General features: G+C 63.4%; 14 protein-coding genes. 6 read left to right on the forward strand and 8 right to left on the reverse strand.

The window, feature by feature from the left end; genetic code table 11:
- Positions 1–1,440, reverse strand: a 1,440-nt coding sequence (locus K410_RS37265) for a M10 family metallopeptidase (RefSeq protein WP_196236067.1), incomplete at its 3' end; no start/stop codon positions are given.
- 290 nt (positions 1,441–1,730) lie between these two features.
- On the opposite strand from K410_RS37265, the gene K410_RS0126220 reads away from it, so the two are divergent.
- The 5 genes from K410_RS0126220 (at position 1,731) to K410_RS0126245 (ending at position 9,246) form a co-directional block, all read left to right on the forward strand.
- Positions 1,731–1,943: a hypothetical protein gene (locus tag K410_RS0126220; RefSeq protein ID WP_373568083.1), complete on the forward strand. Its 213-nt coding sequence runs from the start codon at positions 1,731–1,733 to the stop codon at positions 1,941–1,943.
- A 117-nt stretch (positions 1,944–2,060) separates the two neighbouring features.
- Positions 2,061–3,254: a CaiB/BaiF CoA transferase family protein gene (locus K410_RS0126225; RefSeq protein ID WP_028137623.1), complete on the forward strand. Its 1,194-nt coding sequence runs from the start codon at positions 2,061–2,063 to the stop codon at positions 3,252–3,254.
- A 1,105-nt stretch (positions 3,255–4,359) separates the two neighbouring features.
- Entirely contained in the window at positions 4,360–4,713 is a 354-nt protein-coding gene (locus K410_RS0126230; protein WP_028137624.1) for a hypothetical protein, read from the forward strand.
- Between the two features lie 260 nt (positions 4,714–4,973).
- Positions 4,974–5,465, forward strand: coding sequence for a hypothetical protein (locus tag K410_RS37270; protein ID WP_155253699.1), 492 nt, complete (start codon positions 4,974–4,976; stop codon positions 5,463–5,465).
- 352 nt (positions 5,466–5,817) lie between these two features.
- Positions 5,818–9,246, forward strand: a complete 3,429-nt coding sequence (locus K410_RS0126245; protein WP_028137625.1) for an autotransporter outer membrane beta-barrel domain-containing protein — start codon at positions 5,818–5,820, stop codon at positions 9,244–9,246.
- Positions 9,247–9,403: 157 nt separating this feature from the next.
- On the opposite strand, the gene K410_RS0126250 is transcribed toward K410_RS0126245, so the two are convergent.
- From K410_RS0126250 to K410_RS0126280, 7 genes are all read right to left on the reverse strand, one after another.
- On the reverse strand, positions 9,404–10,357 hold the full coding sequence (locus K410_RS0126250) for an outer membrane protein (protein WP_245269532.1): 954 nt from the start codon (positions 10,355–10,357) through the stop codon (positions 9,404–9,406).
- A 75-nt stretch (positions 10,358–10,432) separates the two neighbouring features.
- Positions 10,433–11,950, reverse strand: coding sequence for a tripartite tricarboxylate transporter permease (locus K410_RS0126255; protein ID WP_028137627.1), 1,518 nt, complete (start codon positions 11,948–11,950; stop codon positions 10,433–10,435).
- 11 nt (positions 11,951–11,961) lie between these two features.
- Entirely contained in the window at positions 11,962–12,504 is a 543-nt protein-coding gene (locus tag K410_RS0126260; RefSeq protein ID WP_028137628.1) for a tripartite tricarboxylate transporter TctB family protein, read from the reverse strand.
- 167 nt (positions 12,505–12,671) lie between these two features.
- Complete coding sequence (locus K410_RS0126265) at positions 12,672–13,625, reverse strand: Bug family tripartite tricarboxylate transporter substrate binding protein (RefSeq protein ID WP_049820315.1); 954 nt, start codon at positions 13,623–13,625, stop codon at positions 12,672–12,674.
- A 175-nt stretch (positions 13,626–13,800) separates the two neighbouring features.
- Entirely contained in the window at positions 13,801–14,598 is a 798-nt protein-coding gene (locus tag K410_RS0126270) for an enoyl-CoA hydratase/isomerase family protein (RefSeq protein ID WP_028137630.1), read from the reverse strand.
- A 24-nt stretch (positions 14,599–14,622) separates the two neighbouring features.
- Positions 14,623–15,822, reverse strand: a complete 1,200-nt coding sequence (locus K410_RS0126275; RefSeq protein WP_028137631.1) for a pyridoxal-phosphate-dependent aminotransferase family protein — start codon at positions 15,820–15,822, stop codon at positions 14,623–14,625.
- Positions 15,823–15,961: 139 nt separating this feature from the next.
- Complete coding sequence (locus K410_RS0126280) at positions 15,962–17,164, reverse strand: pyridoxal-phosphate-dependent aminotransferase family protein (RefSeq protein WP_028137632.1); 1,203 nt, start codon at positions 17,162–17,164, stop codon at positions 15,962–15,964.
- 134 nt (positions 17,165–17,298) lie between these two features.
- Between K410_RS0126280 and K410_RS0126285 the strand changes: the two genes are divergently transcribed.
- Positions 17,299–18,048, forward strand: coding sequence for a GntR family transcriptional regulator (locus K410_RS0126285; protein ID WP_049820316.1), 750 nt, complete (start codon positions 17,299–17,301; stop codon positions 18,046–18,048).
- Positions 18,049–18,098: the final 50 nt, after the last annotated feature.

Consider the following 18,098-nt stretch of genomic DNA (forward strand, 5'->3'; position numbering starts at 1 on the left):
TGACGACGTCTGTTCTGCGCCGACGGGTACCCAACCTCCAAATTGTCCGGCAACGACTGCCGATCCACCGTACTTCAGCTCAGGTCCGCCCGTAGTCGGGTTCATGAAAAAGTTGTTGCCGGCCTGGACCAAGCTCGTCGCGCCGAATGCTTCGATGGTCACAGGCGGACTTGTCAGCGAGGCACTGGAGATTGAGCCGTCAGCGAACTGGAAATATTCGACCCCGGTGACAGTATCGGTGCCGTCAGGAGAACCGCCGCGCAGGTCGACCAGGGTGAAGGTCTGTGTCGTCGTGTTGTACGTAATCGTGTAATTGGCCCGGCCGCCCGAGTACACCGCGGTGTCGGTGCCGGCGCCGCCGGTGATGGTGTCGTTGCCCGCCCCGCCGGTGAGCGTGTCGTTGCCCCCGCCGCCGTTCAGAGTATTGGCGATGGCGTTGCCGATGATGGTGTCGTTGCCGGATCCGCCGATGGCGTTGTCGATGTAGGAGCGTGCGTCGCTATTGTAGAGATAGGCGTTGTAGACGTTGCCAGAGGCGTAATGGCCGTCACCGAGATATGCCAGTTGCACGGAGGAGAACACCGACGAAGCGCCGGGATTGAGGTTGATGCTCAGGTTCGTCGTGTAGTTCGACAGGTCGTAGGTATCGACGCCGCCGCCGTCCCAGACCGTCTCGTAGATGCGGTTGGCCGAGCCGCCGACCCCGCCGCCCGCCGCGAGCTGCCCGACGCCGTTGATGGATTGCTGCCCGGTGGCCGGATTCCAGGTGTAGACGGTGTTGCTGCTCTGGGTCGTGAAGTCCGCGCCGTACATTGTCTGGAGCGCGAGGATATCGTTCGCCATGTAGGTCTGCGAATATCCGTACGCCTCGTTGGTGTAGCCGCCCGTGGTCGAAGCGCCGACATAGCTGCGATAGCTCATGACGGTGTATTCGCTGCTGTCATGCGCGCTCGGCACCGCGACGTTGGCTGGGCCGCCGGCCTCCTGGCTGTGCTTGAGGCCGATCGCGTGGCCGAGTTCGTGGAGCGCAGTGGTGAAATAGTAATTGCCGAGCTTGGCCAGCGAGAAATTGTACTGGGTGCCGAACCAGATGTCGCCGCCGGGCGCATAATTGAAGGGATAGTAGGCGTAAGCAGTCGGATTGGCCGCCGGCGATTGCGCGACCATGATGTCGGCACCGTTCGTGCCCGCGTACTGGATGTTGGCGTTGGTGTAACCGAGGATCAGCCCGATCGCGTAGTTGATCGCCGCCTGGATCTGGGCCGGCGCAGAGGCAAAGCCCGACGTGGTCGGCTCGCTGTCGCCGCCGTAATAAGGGTTGGAATAGTCGCTCGAGGCGTCGGGAAAGCTATAGGTGATCGTGCCGGTCCATTTGTAACCGGACAGCAGGCCGTCGATCTCGGCGTTGTTGGTGGCACTGACACTGACAGCGGTGGCCAATTGACTCTCCAGAGCAACGCGTTGGGCGTGATTCGCCACGGAGGCACATGATTCTAGCTTGAGAGTTAAACGTTTGGTTTAAATGGGGCACTGGCGTGCGCGCGCCTTCGATAAGACGATGTTAGCCATCAAAACCCGTAGTCGTACGGGCCGCGAATAGGGTCTCGGTTCCCGGAACACCCATGATTTGCAGGGCTTTCATGACACGACCTCGATTTCCAGCTCGCCTGCTTGGCGCCCTGCTCGTGCTCGCCGGATTGAGCCATCACCCCCTCGAAGGACTGCCTGTCATGGTGGAAAAGGCCAAGGCCGACGACAAGGGCAAGGCGGTGCGCGCGCCCGTGATGCCGATGGCCCGCGACCCCGCTGTTGCGGTGGCAGAGGAATACGAAGCCGCGCACCGCAAGGGAACGCGGGAGGCCCTTGAGCTCTTCATCGCACGCCACCCCGACGATCCCCTGGCCGAGCAGGCGCGCGTCGAACTGAAACGCCTGTCGCGCTGATCTTGCAGGCAGCATCAGGCATGGCATTTCGGCAGGCGGGATCGGCGTCGGCGCGGACTTGTGGCATGATCTTTCGGCACTATGGTAGGCCCGCAATCTGTCCCGGAGCCTTTCAAGATGCCCTTTCCGCATGCCTCGGAAGCCCTGTCGCGCTTCACCGTGCTCGATCTGACCCGCGTCCGTTCCGGGCCGACCTGCGTGCGGCAACTGGCGGACTGGGGCGCAAATGTCGTCAAGATCGACGCGCTGACCGAGGACGCCGGCGGTGAGCAGCCGGGCGGCCCGCGGCAAGGTTCCGACTTCCAGAATCTGCACCGCAACAAGCGGGCCATGACGCTGAACCTGAAGGACGAGCGCGGGCTCGCCGTGTTCAAGCGCCTCGCCGCCAAGGCCGATGTCGTGGTCGAGAATTTCCGGCCCGACGTGAAGAAGAAGCTCGGCATCGACTATGACAGCCTCGCCGCGATCAACCCGCGCATCGTCTATGGCAGCATCTCCGGCTTCGGCCAGGACGGCCCCTATCACAAGCGGCCCGGCTTCGATCAGATCGCGCAAGGCATGGGCGGCCTGATGTCGATCACCGGGGCGCCGGGCCAGGGCCCGATGCGGGTCGGCATTCCCGTCGCCGACCTGACCGCCGGCCTGTTTTGCGCCATGGGCATCCTCACCGCGCTGCTCGAGCGCGAGGTGTCCGGCAAGGGCCAGTGGGTGCAGACGTCGCTGCTGCAGGCCCAGATCTTCATGCTCGACTTCCAGGCCGCGCGCTGGCTGATGGAGAAGGAGGTCGCCAGGCAGGCCGGCAACAATCACCCCACCAGCATCCCGACCGGCGTATTCAAGACCTCGGACGGGTACATCAACATCGCCACGACCGGTGGACGGATCTGGGAGCGCTGCGCGCAGGCGATCGGCGCACCGGAGCTCTATGCCCATCCCGACTATGCGACGGCTCCTGCCCGTTCCAAGAACCGCGACGCGCTCAACGCCGAGATCGAGAAGCGCACCGTGACGAAGTCGACCGAGACCTGGGTCCGTGAGCTCAACGAGGCCGGCGTGCCCTGCGGGCCGATCTATGCCATCGACCAGATGTTCGAGGACGCCCAGGTCAAGCATCTCGGCATCGCCCAGGACGTACCGAACGACGAGGGCCGCCAGATCCGCTTGGTCGGCCAACCCGTGACGCTGTCGCGGACGCCGAGCAGGATGGTGGCGCGCCCACCGGAATTCGGCGAGCAGACCGAGGAGGTCTTGAAGGAGTTCGGCCTCGGTGCGGACGAGATCGCAACTTTGAGAGAAGCCGGCGTTGTCTGATTTGCTCAACTCATTGAGCTGCGATCACCTTATAGTTAGCTCGCTTTTCAATTCGCATCTGTTCGATTTTGCGCCCGGCTGGATCTACGTCATAGGCGTCAGTCTCGCAGCAGGGCGGATCCTCCAACATAGCAACAAAGTTACGGGGCCCCAAGATAGAACAGCGGCCTCGACAAGTGCCACCTGGAAAAAATCACCTGACCGACTGCCCAGTTATGGAAGAACAACAAAATCGAACTTTCAGTTGTCGGACAGTGACGGCAACTTCGCCCCGCTCTTTTTGTAATCTGCCGCCAATCGCCATCCAGCAACATCGCTCGTTGCGCCACATGCGTCGCAATGCAAGTCCTTACGAACCGCGCATCGTCCCTGCGCGTAGGTGACCGACGAGGCTTGCTCAGAACAGTTTGGACAAACAAGCGGCATGTGCCTGACTCTCCAACGATCCAGGAGATAGAATAAACCGCCGAAGGCTAAATGGCGAAGACGATCTTCTCTCATTGTCTGCTCAATCGACACGTACTGTATCGCCAACTTGCTCTGGCTAGGCGGAGCGGATTTCGTTCCCCAGATCACAAGCCCAAAGCCGATGCTCATTTACAGATTAGGGGCGCTTCAAACCTAGACACTTGCTTTTCATTGCAGCGACCCGTGGCACCACTCGAAACAGCGAAGAGGCAAAATCGGCTCGTCCAGAAGCCGATGCCCTGTGGTCCCGGAAGAGTCAATAACAAATTGCCTTTGACGGCATGCCGCGCGGACGGTCAGGCAGTCCGTCGCTCATTCAGTCGGATCCAAGCAATAACAGTCTGGGTGGCTGGACGCCGAAACTCGCTCCCCCGGGTAAGATGGCCTCGCATCGAAGGCAGTTCGCGCTGGACAGTTCTGTAATTCGCGATGACGGGCGTCGGAGTGAACGATAGTTGAAGCCGGGCAGGTGAGTGTAAGCTGACGTCTACCTGGTTGGCGGTTCCGACTTTGGAATGATATCTGAAATGGGACAAACCCAGGCAGCTGCGTTATGAGCGAGCCAACTACTCCGAGTACTAGTACTAACCGCTTCGAGGGAAGTTCCCGAAAAGGAAGAAGCTTAAGGTCACTGGTGATGCCGCGCCTGCTCTACATCAACGAAAGGTTTGGTCACGACGCGACCATCATACTGGAGAACGGAGACGCCTGTTGGATCTACGTGGGCAAGAAGGGTGTCGTCGTACGCTCTCACAAGCACAGCTTTTGGGGCGGATTGCTCGGAAGCCTCCTTGGTACGAAGCTCTATCAGGAACGGGATGTCTACCAGGCGCTCAGCGTTGCTCAAGCTATTCTCGCAACCTTCCGGCCGGTTCCTCAAATTCGGTGTGGGGATGTGATGCTCAAAGCCTTCTGCACCGCCGTCTGGCACTGCCCCTCCCCCGCAGGCGTCAAAACCGTCCTAAATGATCCGGCTTTACGCACGGCGTGACATTGGCGCGGACGATCACTAACATGGCCCCTCTTAGCTGGTATGCCGATACCTGCTTTTGTCTGATCCGGCCAGATTCCTGAAGAATGAATACCCGTAGAAAAGTAAGTTTAGACCACGAACGGCGGAGAACGCGCTGGAAGGTGCAGTGGGGAGTGCCGGCCCGAGCCGCTGGCGGCACTGCAAGAGCAGCCGCGCTGTCAGGTGACGAGCGGAGGGAGATCGCTCGGAAGGCCGCCAAGGCCCGTTGGGCGAGACACTTGCCACAGGCGACGCATCGAGGCGTCCTTCGACTTGGCGACATCGAGATCGAGGTCGCCATCCTCGACAACGGCCAGCGTGTGATTACTCAGAATGGCTTCATGTGGGGCCTGGGCCGCATTCGTCCCCCCAAAGGGCGTCAGTATCGCAGGAGCGGCAACTTGCCCGCCTTCTTGGCAATGCAAAATCTCAAGCCTTTTGTCGGCGAAGATTTGGTCATACTGGCCAATCAAATCGAATTCCGCACCGAGCAGGGCATGAAGGCGGTTGGCTACGCAGCGAATTTCCTCCCGGAGATTTGCGCCATCTTTGCGCGGGCCCAACAGGCCGGAGTCTTAAAAGCCACTCAGCGGAACATTGCTTATCGCGCCGAAATTATCGCCGAGCACCTCCAACGCTCAGGCACGACGTCTCTCATTGATGAAGCCACAGGTTACCGAGAAAACTCGCGAGCTGTAGACGCGCCGGGTGGTTTTGGCCGCGGGGAATAAATCCAAGCGCCCCCTTAATCTTAGTCCTGCGATATCATCGGACTGCTTTCTGTCCAGGTGGGCTGCCGCTGTTCCATGCCCCTCGCGATCTTCGCTCATATAGGCCTTGCGGCGAACCTCTGTTGTCCCATTCTACGTGGGACGGGGGACGAGCGAACCATTGGATATGTTGCCGGATAGCCACGATGGCTGAAAATGCCGGGTGCGGCAGGCGAGAACCCGGCGCAAATGGATGTCCATTCATTGCAGGTCGTTGCGGCGCCATGGGAACATGGCGGGGCTGTCGGGCACGAGGATGCGCCCCGGTTGCATATTCATGATTGTTTCCTTTGCTGATTTGAAGAAGATCTAGATGGCCGGACCGTCAAAGGCAGGTGGTTGCATCGGAGACGGGCTGCGATCCATTGGGCGCCGTTCCCTCGCGATGCTCCTCGCCACCACCGCACTCGGCGTCGTCACCGCGCACGCCCTGGACGGCACCTGGACCGGCGGCTCCTCGGACTGGAGCAATCCGGCCAATTGGTCGTCCAACCCGGGCGTGCCCGACGGGACCGCGACCTTCGCCAACGCTGGCAGCACGGCGGTCGACAACAACAACGGCGGCGTCAGCATCGGCACCATCCGCTTCGCGAACACCTCGCAGGCCTACACGTTCACGATCGGCAACCCGTTCACCGTCAACGCAACGGGCATCATCAACAACGACACGGTCAATACCCAGAACTTCGAGGTCACCTCCGGCAACAATCTGGTGTTTCAGAACGGCAGCACCGCGAGCGGCGGCGCCGGGATCGTGATCATCACGAACGATGTCGGCGGCAACGTCAAATTCAGTCAGAGCAGCACGGCCGGAACGGCAAGTCTCGCCAACAGCGGCATCGTCACGTTCGAGAATTCGGCCTCTGCCGGCAGTGCCACGATCACCACCAACAACGGCGCAACGACGAACTTCACCGGCACGGCAACCGGCGGTAACGCCAAAATCATCACCAATGCCGGCGGTACCGTCGATATCTCAGGCCTGACCAGCGGCGGAATGACGGCCGGATCGATCGAAGGCGCGGGCAATTATGTTCTCGGTGCCAACACACTCACGACCGGCGGCGTCAACACCTCGACCCAGGTCGACGGCATCATATCCGGCGCCGGCGGCCTGACCAAGGTCGGCACGGGCACGCTGACGCTGGCCGGGACCAACACCTACAGCGGCGCCACGATGATCTCGGCGGGAACGCTGGCAATCTCCGGCTTCGGCAGCATCTCGTCATCCAGCGTCGTCACGGTGGACGCGACACTCGACATTGCAGCGTCCGCCGTTCCGTTCAACGCAATCGCGACGCTTGCCGGCAGCGCTTCCGGCGTCGTCGACATGGGTGGCAACGGGCTTGTGATCACCAATGGTTCGACCGAGTTTGCAGGCACGATCCAGGGCACCGGCGGGCTCGAGGTTTTCGGTGGAACGCAGACGCTGTCCGGCGTGAATACCTACTCGAACGCGACCCAGATCGATGCCGGCGCCACGTTGGCACTGAAGGGGGCGGGCTCGATCGCAAACTCGGCGTTCGTCTCGTTCAGCGCGGCAAATGCCACGCTCGACATCTCGCAGACGGCCTCCGGCACGTCGATCCGCGGCCTCGGTTCGCCCGGCGGCAGCGGCATTGTCGCGCTGGGATCGAAGACGCTGACGATCACGTCCGGCAGCACGTTCGGCGGCGTGATCCAGGACGGCGGCATTGCCGGCAGCAGCGGCGGCAGCGTCGTCATCGCCGGCGGTGCCGTTCAGGCGCTCGGCGGCGTCAACACCTATACCGGGACGACCACCATCCAGGCCCTCGGCGAGCTGGACCTCGTCACCTCCGGGGGCACTGATGGCAGCATTGCGACCTCGAGCAACGTGATCGCGAACGGCGTCTTCGACATCACGGCCTTGAGCACCGGCACTGCGATCAAATCGCTCTCGGGCGCGGGCACCATCAATCTCGGCGCCAACGCGCTGACGATCACGAGCGGCAACGGCACCTTTGCCGGCGTCATCGACGACGGCGGCGCCGGCGGCGGACTCACACTCACCGGCGGCGTGCAGACCCTGACCGGCATCAATACCTATACCGGCGCCACCACCGTGAACGGCGGCACGCTGGTGGTGGACGGCTCGATTCTCAACAGCCCGACCGGCGTCAACGCCGGCGGCACGCTCGCCGGCAGCGGCACGATCGCGGGCGTCGCAGTCAACGGCGGTACGCTGGCGCCCGGCAGCACGACGAACCCGTTCGGCCCGATGACGATCAGCGGATCGCTGACCTTTACCGCCGCCTCGACCTATCTGATCCAGGTCTCCTCGGCCAATGCGAGCCTCACCCAGGTCACGGGCGCAGCCGGTCTCGGCGGCGCGGCGGTGAGCGTCAACTTCACATCGGGTACGGTCAAGAAGCAGTACACGATCCTGACCGCGGCCGGCACCCTGGCCGGCAGCACCTTCAACCCGAACGTCGCCTCCAACGTGCCGACGCTCAAGGGAACGCTGAGCTACGACCCCAACAACGTGTTCCTCAACGTCAATGTCAATTTCGCGCAAGGTGGCGGGCTCAAGGTCAACCAACAGAATGTCGCGAACACACTGACCAGCTTCTTCAACACCAGGGGCGGTATTCCCTTGGCCTTCGCGGCACTGTCGCCAGCGGGGCTGACCACCGCCTCGGGCGAGCTCGGCACCGGTATCATCCAGGCGGCGATCAATGCCGACGGCCAGTTCCTCAACCTGATGCTCGACCCGACCGTCGCCGGACGCAGCGGTGGCTTCGCCAAGGCGGGCAGCGTCGCACAGTTCGCCGGGGGCAATGAGGGCGCCTCCTACGCCGCGATGCGGCCGGCCACCGCGCGCGAGCGCGAGGCTTATGCGATGGCGACCAAGGCGCCGCTCCTCTCCTCGCAGCCAAGCAGCCGCTGGAGCGTCTGGGCGGCCGGCTATGGCGGTTCGGCCCAGGTCGGCGGCAACGCACCGGTCGGCTCGCACGATCTGGCGGCGCGGGTCTGGGGCGCCGCAGCCGGCGCGGACTACAGGATCTCGGTGGACACGCTGGTCGGCTTTGCGCTCGGTGGCGGCGGCCTGAATTACTCGCTCGCCGACGCGATGGGCTCGGGCTCGGCCGACCTATTGCAGGCCGGCGTTTATGGCCGGCACAATTTCGGGCCGGCCTACGTATCGGCTGCGCTCGCCTATGGCTGGCACGACGTCACGACCAACCGCACCGTGGCGCCCGGCGGCTTCGACCAGCTCCAGGGCCGTTTCAAGGCCGACACATTCTCGGCCCGCTTCGAGGGCGGTCATCGCTTCGCGACGACGCTGGTCGGCATTACGCCCTACGCCGCGGCGCAGGTGACGAACTTCAATCTTCCCGATTACTCCGAAATCAGCCTCAACGGCGGCGGGCTGTTCGGGCTGAACTATGCTTCGCAGTCGTTGACCGATACCCGCTCTGAGCTCGGCCTGCGCACTGACAAGTCCTACGCGATGCAGAATGGCGTCCTGACGCTACGCGGCCGCGCCGCCTGGGCGCACGACTACAATCCGGGCCGCGCAGTCACCGCGCTGTTCCAGACTCTGCCCGGCACCAGCTTCGTGGTGAACGGCGCTCAAGTCGATGCCGACTCCGCACTCGTGAGCGGCAGCGCCGAGATGAAATGGCTGAGCGGCTTCTCGATCGCCGCCACCTTCGACGGCGAGTTCTCAAGCAACGTCACCAGCTATTCCGGTAAGGGCGTGTTCAAGTACGCCTGGTGAGCTGCAAAGCCGTGGCGTCCGGCGCGCGGCAGCCGTCTTCGAAATCGCGCCGGCTAACGACCTAAACTGCGTCGATCGACGTCCACGCCGTCAGCTCAGCAGGAATCCGTTGTCCTGCTGGATGGCCGGGCATGGAAGGCGGTTCGCGCAGGACAGCTCAGTATTTCGCGACGACAGGCGTCGGGGTGAACGCATAGTTGAAGCCGGCACGCAGCACGTGATCGTGGAAACTGACGTCCGCCTGGTTGGCGGTTCCCGCGAAGTAAGTCTTGGCGCCGAAATCCATGTAGAGATATTCGAGCTTGGCCGACCAGTTCCGGGTGAACTTGCGTTCGACGCCGGCGCCCAATGTCCAGCCGAGCCGGGTATCGCTGCTGGACACCGCCGCCCCGATCGGAAAGCTGAACGCGCCCACCGGCGTGGTGCCGCCGAGGCCCGGCCCGAAGACCTGGATTCCAAGATTGGTCGCGGACGAATACTTGAACTCGCCGACAGCGAGACCACCGGTCGCGTACCAGAGGGTCTGCGGATCCGACAGGATGCCGACGCGTCCGCGGAACGTCGCGAACCACTGCAGGTCGTAGGAAAGATTTGCGGTGAGCGTTGCAATGGAATTGAAGTCGGAGCCGATGGGAAGACCGATGATATTCGAACCGTAGCGCGCGCTTGTCGTGGTCACCGTCCGCGACGAACGCTCCCCGGTCGCCTGAATGTCGCCCTCGAGGCCGACGACCCATTTCGGATCGACCTGCCAGTTGTAGCCCAGCTGACCGCCGGCCAGCCAACCATCGACATTCTGGCCAAACGCGCCGAATTGCGTGGCCGGGAATGGCAGTGCGATCGGCGCGATGGTCGTGTCCGCGCGGCCCCAGCTGTATCCGGCGTTCAATCCGGCATAGAGGCCCGTCCAGCTCCAGACCGGATCGACGACCGGCGGGGCCTTCACGTAGGGTTTCGATGCCAGGTCGGCGGCCAATGCACTGCTCGCGAGCAGCGATGCCACCACAATGCCTATCACAACCTGTTTCATTGCAATGCCCTCTGAAAGACTGGAAATCCAGGGGGAGCATAGGCGCCAAGGACGGCCGAGGCTGTCGCCCGGCAGCAACATTTGGGGAGAAGCACTAGGCGTGAGCAACCGGCCTATCGCGACAGGACAAGCTAAGACACTGAAAAAACTCGCTTGTCATGGCCTCGCCGGTTTGTCCTGCTGACTCCAGCCGACCCGGCCGAGCAAGCGCTCGATCAGGGGCCAGAACAGCAGGACGATCGCGAGTGTCGTGATCGAGCCGACCAGCCCGTTCGACCAGAACACCTTCAGCGTGCCGCCGGAGCCGATCATCGAGAGGCGGAAGGCATCCTCGGCGCGGTTACCGAGCACGAGCGCGAGGGTGAACGGCGCCAGCGGAATGCCGATCTTCTTGAAGACGTAGCCGACCACGCCGAAGCCGAGCATCAGCCAGATGTCGAACATCGCGTTCTGGATCGCGTAGGCGCCGATCGCGCAGGACACCACGATCATCGGCGCCACCGCGGCAAAAGGCACGCGCAGGATCGAGGCGAAGATCGGCACCGTCGTCAGCACCAGCACCAGGCCAACGACGTTGCCGAGATACATCGAGGCGATCAGGCCCCAGACGAAGTCCTTGTGCTCGACGAACAGCAGCGGTCCCGGATTGAGCCCCCACACCATCAGCCCCCCGAGCAGAATCGCCGCCGTGCCCGAGCCGGGAATGCCGAGCGCCAGCATCGGCAGCAGCGCAGAGGTGCCGGAGGCATGCGCCGCCGTCTCGGGCGCGAACACGCCCTCGATGCGGCCCTTGCCGAAGCTCTCCGGCTCCTTGGCGAAACGCTTGGCAAGATTGTAGCCCATGAAGGAGGCCGCGATCGCGCCGCCCGGGGTGATTCCTAGCCAGCAGCCGATGAAGGAGGAGCGCAGCAGCGTCATCCAGTATTTCGGCAGGTCCCTCCAGACGCCGAGCACGACGCGCAGGGAAATGCTCGCCGCATGTCCGCGCAGCGCCAGCCGCTCCTCCATCGTCAGCAGGATCTCGCTGATGCCGAACAGGCCGATGACGGCGACCAGGAAGTTGATGCCGCGGAGCAATTCCGGCGAGCCGAAGGTCATGCGCAGATTGCCCGACACGGTATCCATGCCGATGCCGGCCAGCAGCAGCCCCAGCGACATCGAGATGACCGTCTTGTGCTTGGCCTCGCGTCCCAGTCCGACGAAGGAGCAGAAGGTGAGCAGATATACCGCGAAGAACTCGGGCGGGCCGAATTTCAGCGCGAAGGACGAGATCATCGGCGCAAGGAAGGTGATCAGCAGCACCGCGACCAGCGAGCCGATGAAGGAAGAGGTGAATGCCGCCGTCAGCGCCTCCGCGGCCCGGCCCTGCTGCGCCATCGGATAACCGTCGAAGGTGGTCGCGACGGACCAGGCTTCGCCGGGAATGTTGAACAGGATCGAGGTGATCGCGCCGCCGAACAGCGCGCCCCAATAGATGCAAGACAGCATCACGATCGCCGAGGTCGGATCCATCGTGAAGGTGAGCGGCAACAGGATCGCGACCCCGTTGGGACCGCCGAGGCCCGGCAGCACGCCGACGAAGATGCCGAGCACCAGCCCGACCATCATCAGGACGAGCATCTTCCACGTCAGCAGGACGGCAAAACCGTGGAGCAGGAGACCGAAAGCTTCCATGGCAGGCCCGCCTAGCGGCCGAAGGCCGCTTCGAGCGGCCCTTTCGGCATGATGACGTCGAAGGCGACGTCGAAAGTGACGAACATGATCGCCGTGAACACGAAGGCGGTCAGCAGCGACTTCCACAGCGCGATCCTGCCGACCAGACGCATGAAACCGGCGATCAGGAGGAAGCTCGCGACATAGAGGCCGAGGAACTGCATCGCCAGGCAGAACAGCAGCGTCGGCACGAACACCGCCAGCACGCGGCGGCCCTGCGCGCGCGTGACGAAGGTCTGGCGCGCGGTGCGGTGCGAGACGAGTGTCGCGATCAGGCCATAGAGGCTTCCGCCGCCGAGGATGATGGAGAGATAGAACGGGAAATAACCGGGCTCGGGCCCGGTCGAATCCCAGGACGCGCCGGTGCGCCAATTGTCGTAGCCGAGCGTGACGGCCAGCGCGAGCAGCAGGAGGCAGACGACGATCTCGATCGTGCCCGAGGACACGACGGAGGGCGAATCGTCTTCGGGCGCAGTGGGATCGTCGACGACGATTTCGATATCGGTTTGGGACATGAGCTGCCAGGGACGGAATGCGGCCAATTCCCCCTCTCCCCGCTTGCGGGGAAAGGGTTGGGATGAGGGGGAGTCTCCGCGATCACGGTGAGAATTGGACTCGCGGAGAGAGCCCCTCACCCCGACCCTCTCCCCGTAAGAACGGGGCGAGGGAGAAAGAAGAGCGGTTACTTCGCGACGAAACCGGCTTCGGTCATCAGCGACTTGTTGAGCGCGTCATCCTCCTCGAGGAACTGCACCATGTCCTTGCCGGTGAGGAAGATCGGCTTCAAGGCCTGCTTCTCCATGTAGTCCTTGTACTCCGAGGTCTGCGTCACCTTGTGGAAGAGATCGACATAGAACGCCTGCTGCTCGGCCGTCACCTTGCCGGGCAGGAACATCGCGCGCAGCATCAGATATTGCACGTCGACGCCCTCTTCCTTGCAGGTCGGAATGTCGGCCCAGGACTGGGTGTCGGTCACTTTGCTGGTGTAGGAGATGCGCTCCTTGTCGAACACGCAGAGCGGACGCACCTGACCCGCGCGCCAGACTTCGAGGTTCTCACTGGGGTTGTTGACGTTGGCTTCGGTGTGGTTGCCGACTAGCTGGGTCGCGGCCTCGCCGCCGGACTTGTAGGGCAGATAGGAGAACTTCGCGCCGGTCTTCTGCTCGAGGAAAACGGTCAGCACGTGGTCCTCGCGCTTGGAGCCGGTGCCGCCCATCTTGAACGGCGCACTCGCGGCCTTCGCGGCCGCGACGAATTCCTTCACCGTCTTGGGGCCCGCGCTGTTGTCCCACAACACGAACTGGTCGAGCGCGACCACCGAAACCGGGGTCAGCTCACGCCAGTTGAAGGGGATCTTCGCCGAAAGCGGCAGCATGTAGATCAACGAATAGGCGATCAGCACCTTGTTCGGGTCGCCCTCGCTGGACTTCATGTACATCAGCGCTTCCGCACCCGAGGCGCCGCCCTTGAGCGAGACGACGATCGGCTGCTTCATCAGATTGTTCTTCTGGATCGCGGCTTGCATCATCCGCGCCATCTGGTCGGAGGCACCGCCCGCGCCTGCCGCCACCACGATCTCGACCGGCTTGGCCGGCTCCCAGCCGGCAACGGCCGGCGTGCTCAACAACAGCGCCATTGCAGCGCCGACGGCTTTCACTGGAATTCGCACGAGTTTCGTCCCCTGATGTTTATTGAGTTGTAGCGCGGAAACTTTTATCCCTGCATTGTGCGGACTAACACCGACGGGTTCAAGCAAGCGAGCCAGTCGAACCCTATGACTTTCGGCTGACGAAGCCGAAAGCGCGTGAAACTCACCTTCCCTTCCAGACCGGCGCGCGCTTGTTGAGGAAGGCGTCCATGCCCTCGCGGAAATCTTCGCTCATATAGGCCTTCAGGATCAGGTCCTCGCCCTCTTCGCGCGACAGCGTACGGCGGATGCGACGCACGGCTTCCTTGGTCGCCTCCAGCGTGAGCGGGGCGTGGCTGGCCACGAGCTTTGCGGTCTCGTCGGCGCGACGCTGCAGCGTCTCGACGTCGGGTACGACCTCGTTGAGCAGGCCGAGCGCCAGGGCTTCCGGTGCCTCGACGAGGCGCGCCTTGAAGATCATATCCTTGGTTCGGGCGGGTCCGACCAAGGCGACCACGCGGCTGATGTTGGACATCGAGAGGCAGTTGCCGAGCGTGCGCGCAATCGGAAAGCCGATCCGCGTCGTCTCGGTGCCGATGCGCAGATCGCAGCAGGCGGCAATGCCTGCGCCGCCGCCGGTGCAGGCGCCGGCGATGGCCGCGATCACGGGCACGCGGCATTGCTCGAGCGTGCCGAGCACGCGGTCGATGCGCGCCTCGTAGTCGAGCGCGTCCTGCGCGGTCTTGAATGCACGAAACTGGGAAATGTCGGTGCCGGAGGCGAACGCCTTGTCGCCGGCGCCGGTCAGGATCAACGCCTTGATCGAGCGATCGGCGTTGATCTCCAGGCAGATCTCCGCCATGCGATCGTACATGGCGAAGGTCATGGCGTTGCGCGCCTGGGGGCGGTTGAAGGTGATCCGCGCGATGCCGTCCTGGACGGAGTAGAGCAGGTCTTCGTTGGTCGTCGCAGGTGCGTTCATCACGCGCTCACTTTCCAAGTTCGTTCAGGCCACCTGAGCCTTGGTCATTGGTACCGCCTCGCGCCCCTTCAGGACGTCCATGGCCGCCAACACGCCGCCGCTGCGGTGCGGAATTTTTGCGAGATCGAGGCCCATCTCGACGCCGGCGAGCGTGCCCATCAGCATCAGATCGTTGAAATGGCCGATATGGCCGATGCGGAAGACCTTGCCCTTGACCTTGTTCAGGCCGGTGCCGAGCGACATGTCGAAGTTCTCCAGCACCACCTTGCGGAACGCGTCGGCATCAAAGCCCTCAGGCACGCGCACGCCGGTCAGCGCCGGCGAGTGCGCGGCCGGGTCGGAGCACTGCGTCTCCAGGCCCCAGACCTTGACCGCAGCACGCGTGGCGGCGCTGTGGCGCTTGTGGCGGGCCCAGACGTTTTCCAGCCCTTCCTCCTCCAGCATCTTGACCGCTTCGCGCAGGCCGTAGAGCAAATTGGTGGCGGGCGTATAAGGGAAGGTGCCGAGCTTGTTGAAGTTGATGACTTCCTGCCAGTCCCAATAGGAGCGCATGCTGGGGTTGGCCTTGGCGACCGCGAGCGCTTTTTCCGAGACGGCGTTGAAGCCGAGGCCCGGCGGCAGCATCAGGCCCTTCTGAGAGCCGGCGACCGAAACGTCGATGCCCCAGGCATCGTGCTCGTATTCCATCGAGCCGAGGCCGGAAATGGTGTCGACCATCAACAGCGCCGGATGCTTGATCCGATCGAGCAGCTTGCGCACCTCCAGCGGCGGCGTCACGCAGCCGGTCGAGGTCTCGTTGTGAACGACGCAGACGGCCTTGATCGCATGCTGCTTGTCGGCGGACAGGCGCTTCTCGATCTCGGCGAGGTCGGCTCCATGGCGCCAGTCGCTCGGGATGAAGTCGACCTCGAGCTTGAACTTGTCGGCGATGCCGCGCCACAGCACGGCGAACTGGCCTGTCTCGCACATCAGCACCTTGTCGCCCGGCGCGAACACGTTGACCATCGCCGCTTCCCAGGCGCCGGTCCCGGAAGACGGGAAGATGATCACCGGCTGCTTGGTGCGGAACACCCGCTGCATCGCAGCAAGGACGGCAAAACCCAGCTCGGCGAACTCCGGACCGCGATGGTCCAGCGTCGGCATGTCCATCGCCCGCAGCACGCGATCGGGCACGTTGGTCGGCCCTGGAATCTGTAAGAAATGCCTTCCAGTATGCACGGTCATCGGCGTCCTTCCCGGTCTAGCCTTGGTTTGGTGGGCGCCGAATAGCACCATTTGACCGGCTTGTCCTCTTTCGAAAGGGTTGGTCCATCCATGGCGGACCGGCCTGCCCTCGACTGCCGTCCCTGCCATAGTCGCCCTCTTACGTGCCGACGATCTTCAGATGCGGCGAGGCATTGCCCTGCGGGCGCTGCTCCAGCAGCTTCATCGCGACGTCGACGCCACCGGCGCGGTGCGGCACGCCGGCGACCGAGAGGCCCATTTCGACGCCCGTGAGCGCACCGAGCAGCGTCAGCGCGTTGCATTCGCCAAGATGGCCGATGCGGAAGACCTTTCCTGCGACCTTCGACAGGCCCGAGCCGAGCGACATGTTGTAATTATCGAGCACGACTTTCCGGAACTGGTCGGCGTCATGCCCCGGCGGCATCAGCACCGCGGTGAGCACCGGCGAGTAGTCGGCCGGCTCCTGGCAGAGGATCTCGAGGCCCCAATGATTGACGGCGGCCCGGGTCGCAGCCGCCAACCGCTGATGACGCGCGAACACGTTGTCGAGCCCCTCCTCCAGCAGCATCGCGATCGCCTCGCGCAGGCCGTAGAGCAGATTGGTCGCGGGCGTGTAGGGGAAGAAGCCTTTTGCATTCGGCTTGAGCATCTCCTCCCAGTCGAAATAGGAGCGCGGCATCCGGTTGGCTTTGGACGCAGCCAGCGCCTTCTCCGAGATCGCGTTGAAGCCGAGGCCGGGCGGCAGCATGAATCCCTTCTGCGAGCAGCTGACGCTGACGTCGACTTTCCACTCGTCGTGGCGATAGTCAACCGAGCCGAGCGAGGAGATGGTGTCGACCATCAGCAGCGCCGGATGCGAGGCGCGATCGATCGCAGCGCGGATCTCGGCGATGCGACTGGTGGCGCCGGTCGAGGTCTCGTTGTGCACGACCATGACGGCCTTGATCGCGTGCGCGGTGTCATCAATGAGCTTTGCCTCGATCAGTGCGGGATCGGCGCCCCGCCGCCAATCGCCCGGGACGAAATCGACCTCGATGCCGAAGCGGCCGGCCATCTGCCGCCACATCGTGGCGAAATGACCGGTCTCGACCATCAGCACCTTGTCACCCGGCGACAGCGTGTTGACGATCGCAGCTTCCCAGGCCCCCGTGCCCGAGGAGGGGAAGATCACGACCGGACCCTTGGTCTGGAAGATCTGCTGGCTGCCTTCGAGCACGGCGCGGCCGAGCTCGCCGAACTCGGCGCTGCGGTGGTCGATGACGGGCATGTCCATGGCGCGCAGGACGCGCTCAGGGACCGGGCTTGGGCCTGGAATCTGAAGGAAATGACGTCCCTGATGCATGAAAACCTCCCAGTCGGCGACCCTGACCGACTTGACTCGCCCAATTTTGCATTCATTTTTTGTCATTACAATCGAATTTTGGTATTCGATTGTGGACGTCGACGCGACCAGACGGGCAAATTATTGTGCTGCAAATGAAATCCACGATTCCCGACAACGGGGTTCCGATCACCCCCGCCGCAGGCAATGGCGGCGACCGCCAGGAAAACCGTCACGAGGCCTCGCTTCATGGCGAGATCCTGCTGCGGCTGCGCGACTACGTGGTGGAAGGCAACATCCCGGAAGGGGCCCGCATTCCCGAGCGGCAACTCTGCGAGATGCTCGGCATCTCTCGCACGCCCCTGCGCGAAGCCCTGAAGGTGCTTGCCGCCGAGGGCCTGATCGAGCTTTTGCCCAACCGCGGCGCACGAGTGCGCCAGCTCAGCCAGCGCGACCTCGAGGAGCTGTTCGACGTGATGGCAGGGCTGGAGAGCCTTGCCGGGCGCCTTGCCTGCGAGGCGATCAGCGACGCGGAAATCACCGCGATCGAGCAGCTGCATTACGAGATGTATGGCCATTATCTGCACCGCGACATGCACGGCTATTTCCAGGCCAACCAGCACATCCACGAGAGCATCGTCGCGGCCGCGCGCAACGAGACGCTGAAGACGGCCTATGCCAATTTCGCGGGCCGAATCCGCCGCGTCCGCTACTCCGCCAATTTCGCCCGCAAGCGGCAGCGCTGGGCGGAAGCGATGCGCGAGCACGAGGCGATCCTCGATGCGCTGCGCCGGAGGGCCGGTAGCGAGCTTAGCGACATCCTGTTCCAGCACCTGCGCAACAAGCGGACGGCGGCGATCGAGCACCTGACCGAGCCCCAAGAGCCCGCGCCGGCCTCGCCTTGAAGGCAGCCAACCCGCTCACTTTTGCATTCATAACGCGTCGGTCGGGAACG

This window comes from Bradyrhizobium sp. 22 (genome assembly GCF_000482425.1).
GTDB classification, from domain to species: domain Bacteria; phylum Pseudomonadota; class Alphaproteobacteria; order Rhizobiales; family Xanthobacteraceae; genus Bradyrhizobium; species Bradyrhizobium japonicum_B.

What these genes read in the sequence shown, in the direction of transcription:
- K410_RS0126220 (WP_373568083.1), top strand. Translation starts at nt 1,731, where the DNA reads ATGGTGGAAAAGGCCAAGGCCGACGACAAGGGCAAGGCGGTGCGCGCG.
- K410_RS0126225 (WP_028137623.1), top strand. Translation starts at nt 2,061, where the DNA reads ATGCCCTTTCCGCATGCCTCGGAAGCCCTGTCGCGCTTCACCGTGCTC.
- K410_RS0126230 (WP_028137624.1), top strand. Translation starts at nt 4,360, where the DNA reads ATGCCGCGCCTGCTCTACATCAACGAAAGGTTTGGTCACGACGCGACC.
- K410_RS0126245 (WP_028137625.1), top strand. Translation starts at nt 5,818, where the DNA reads ATGGCCGGACCGTCAAAGGCAGGTGGTTGCATCGGAGACGGGCTGCGA.
- K410_RS0126250 (WP_245269532.1), bottom strand. Translation starts at nt 10,357, where the DNA reads ATGTTGCTGCCGGGCGACAGCCTCGGCCGTCCTTGGCGCCTATGCTCC.
- K410_RS0126255 (WP_028137627.1), bottom strand. Translation starts at nt 11,950, where the DNA reads ATGGAAGCTTTCGGTCTCCTGCTCCACGGTTTTGCCGTCCTGCTGACG.
- K410_RS0126260 (WP_028137628.1), bottom strand. Translation starts at nt 12,504, where the DNA reads ATGTCCCAAACCGATATCGAAATCGTCGTCGACGATCCCACTGCGCCC.
- K410_RS0126265 (WP_049820315.1), bottom strand. Translation starts at nt 13,625, where the DNA reads ATGGCGCTGTTGTTGAGCACGCCGGCCGTTGCCGGCTGGGAGCCGGCC.
- K410_RS0126270 (WP_028137630.1), bottom strand. Translation starts at nt 14,598, where the DNA reads ATGAACGCACCTGCGACGACCAACGAAGACCTGCTCTACTCCGTCCAG.
- K410_RS0126275 (WP_028137631.1), bottom strand. Translation starts at nt 15,822, where the DNA reads ATGACCGTGCATACTGGAAGGCATTTCTTACAGATTCCAGGGCCGACC.
- K410_RS0126280 (WP_028137632.1), bottom strand. Translation starts at nt 17,164, where the DNA reads ATGCATCAGGGACGTCATTTCCTTCAGATTCCAGGCCCAAGCCCGGTC.
- K410_RS0126285 (WP_049820316.1), top strand. Translation starts at nt 17,299, where the DNA reads ATGAAATCCACGATTCCCGACAACGGGGTTCCGATCACCCCCGCCGCA.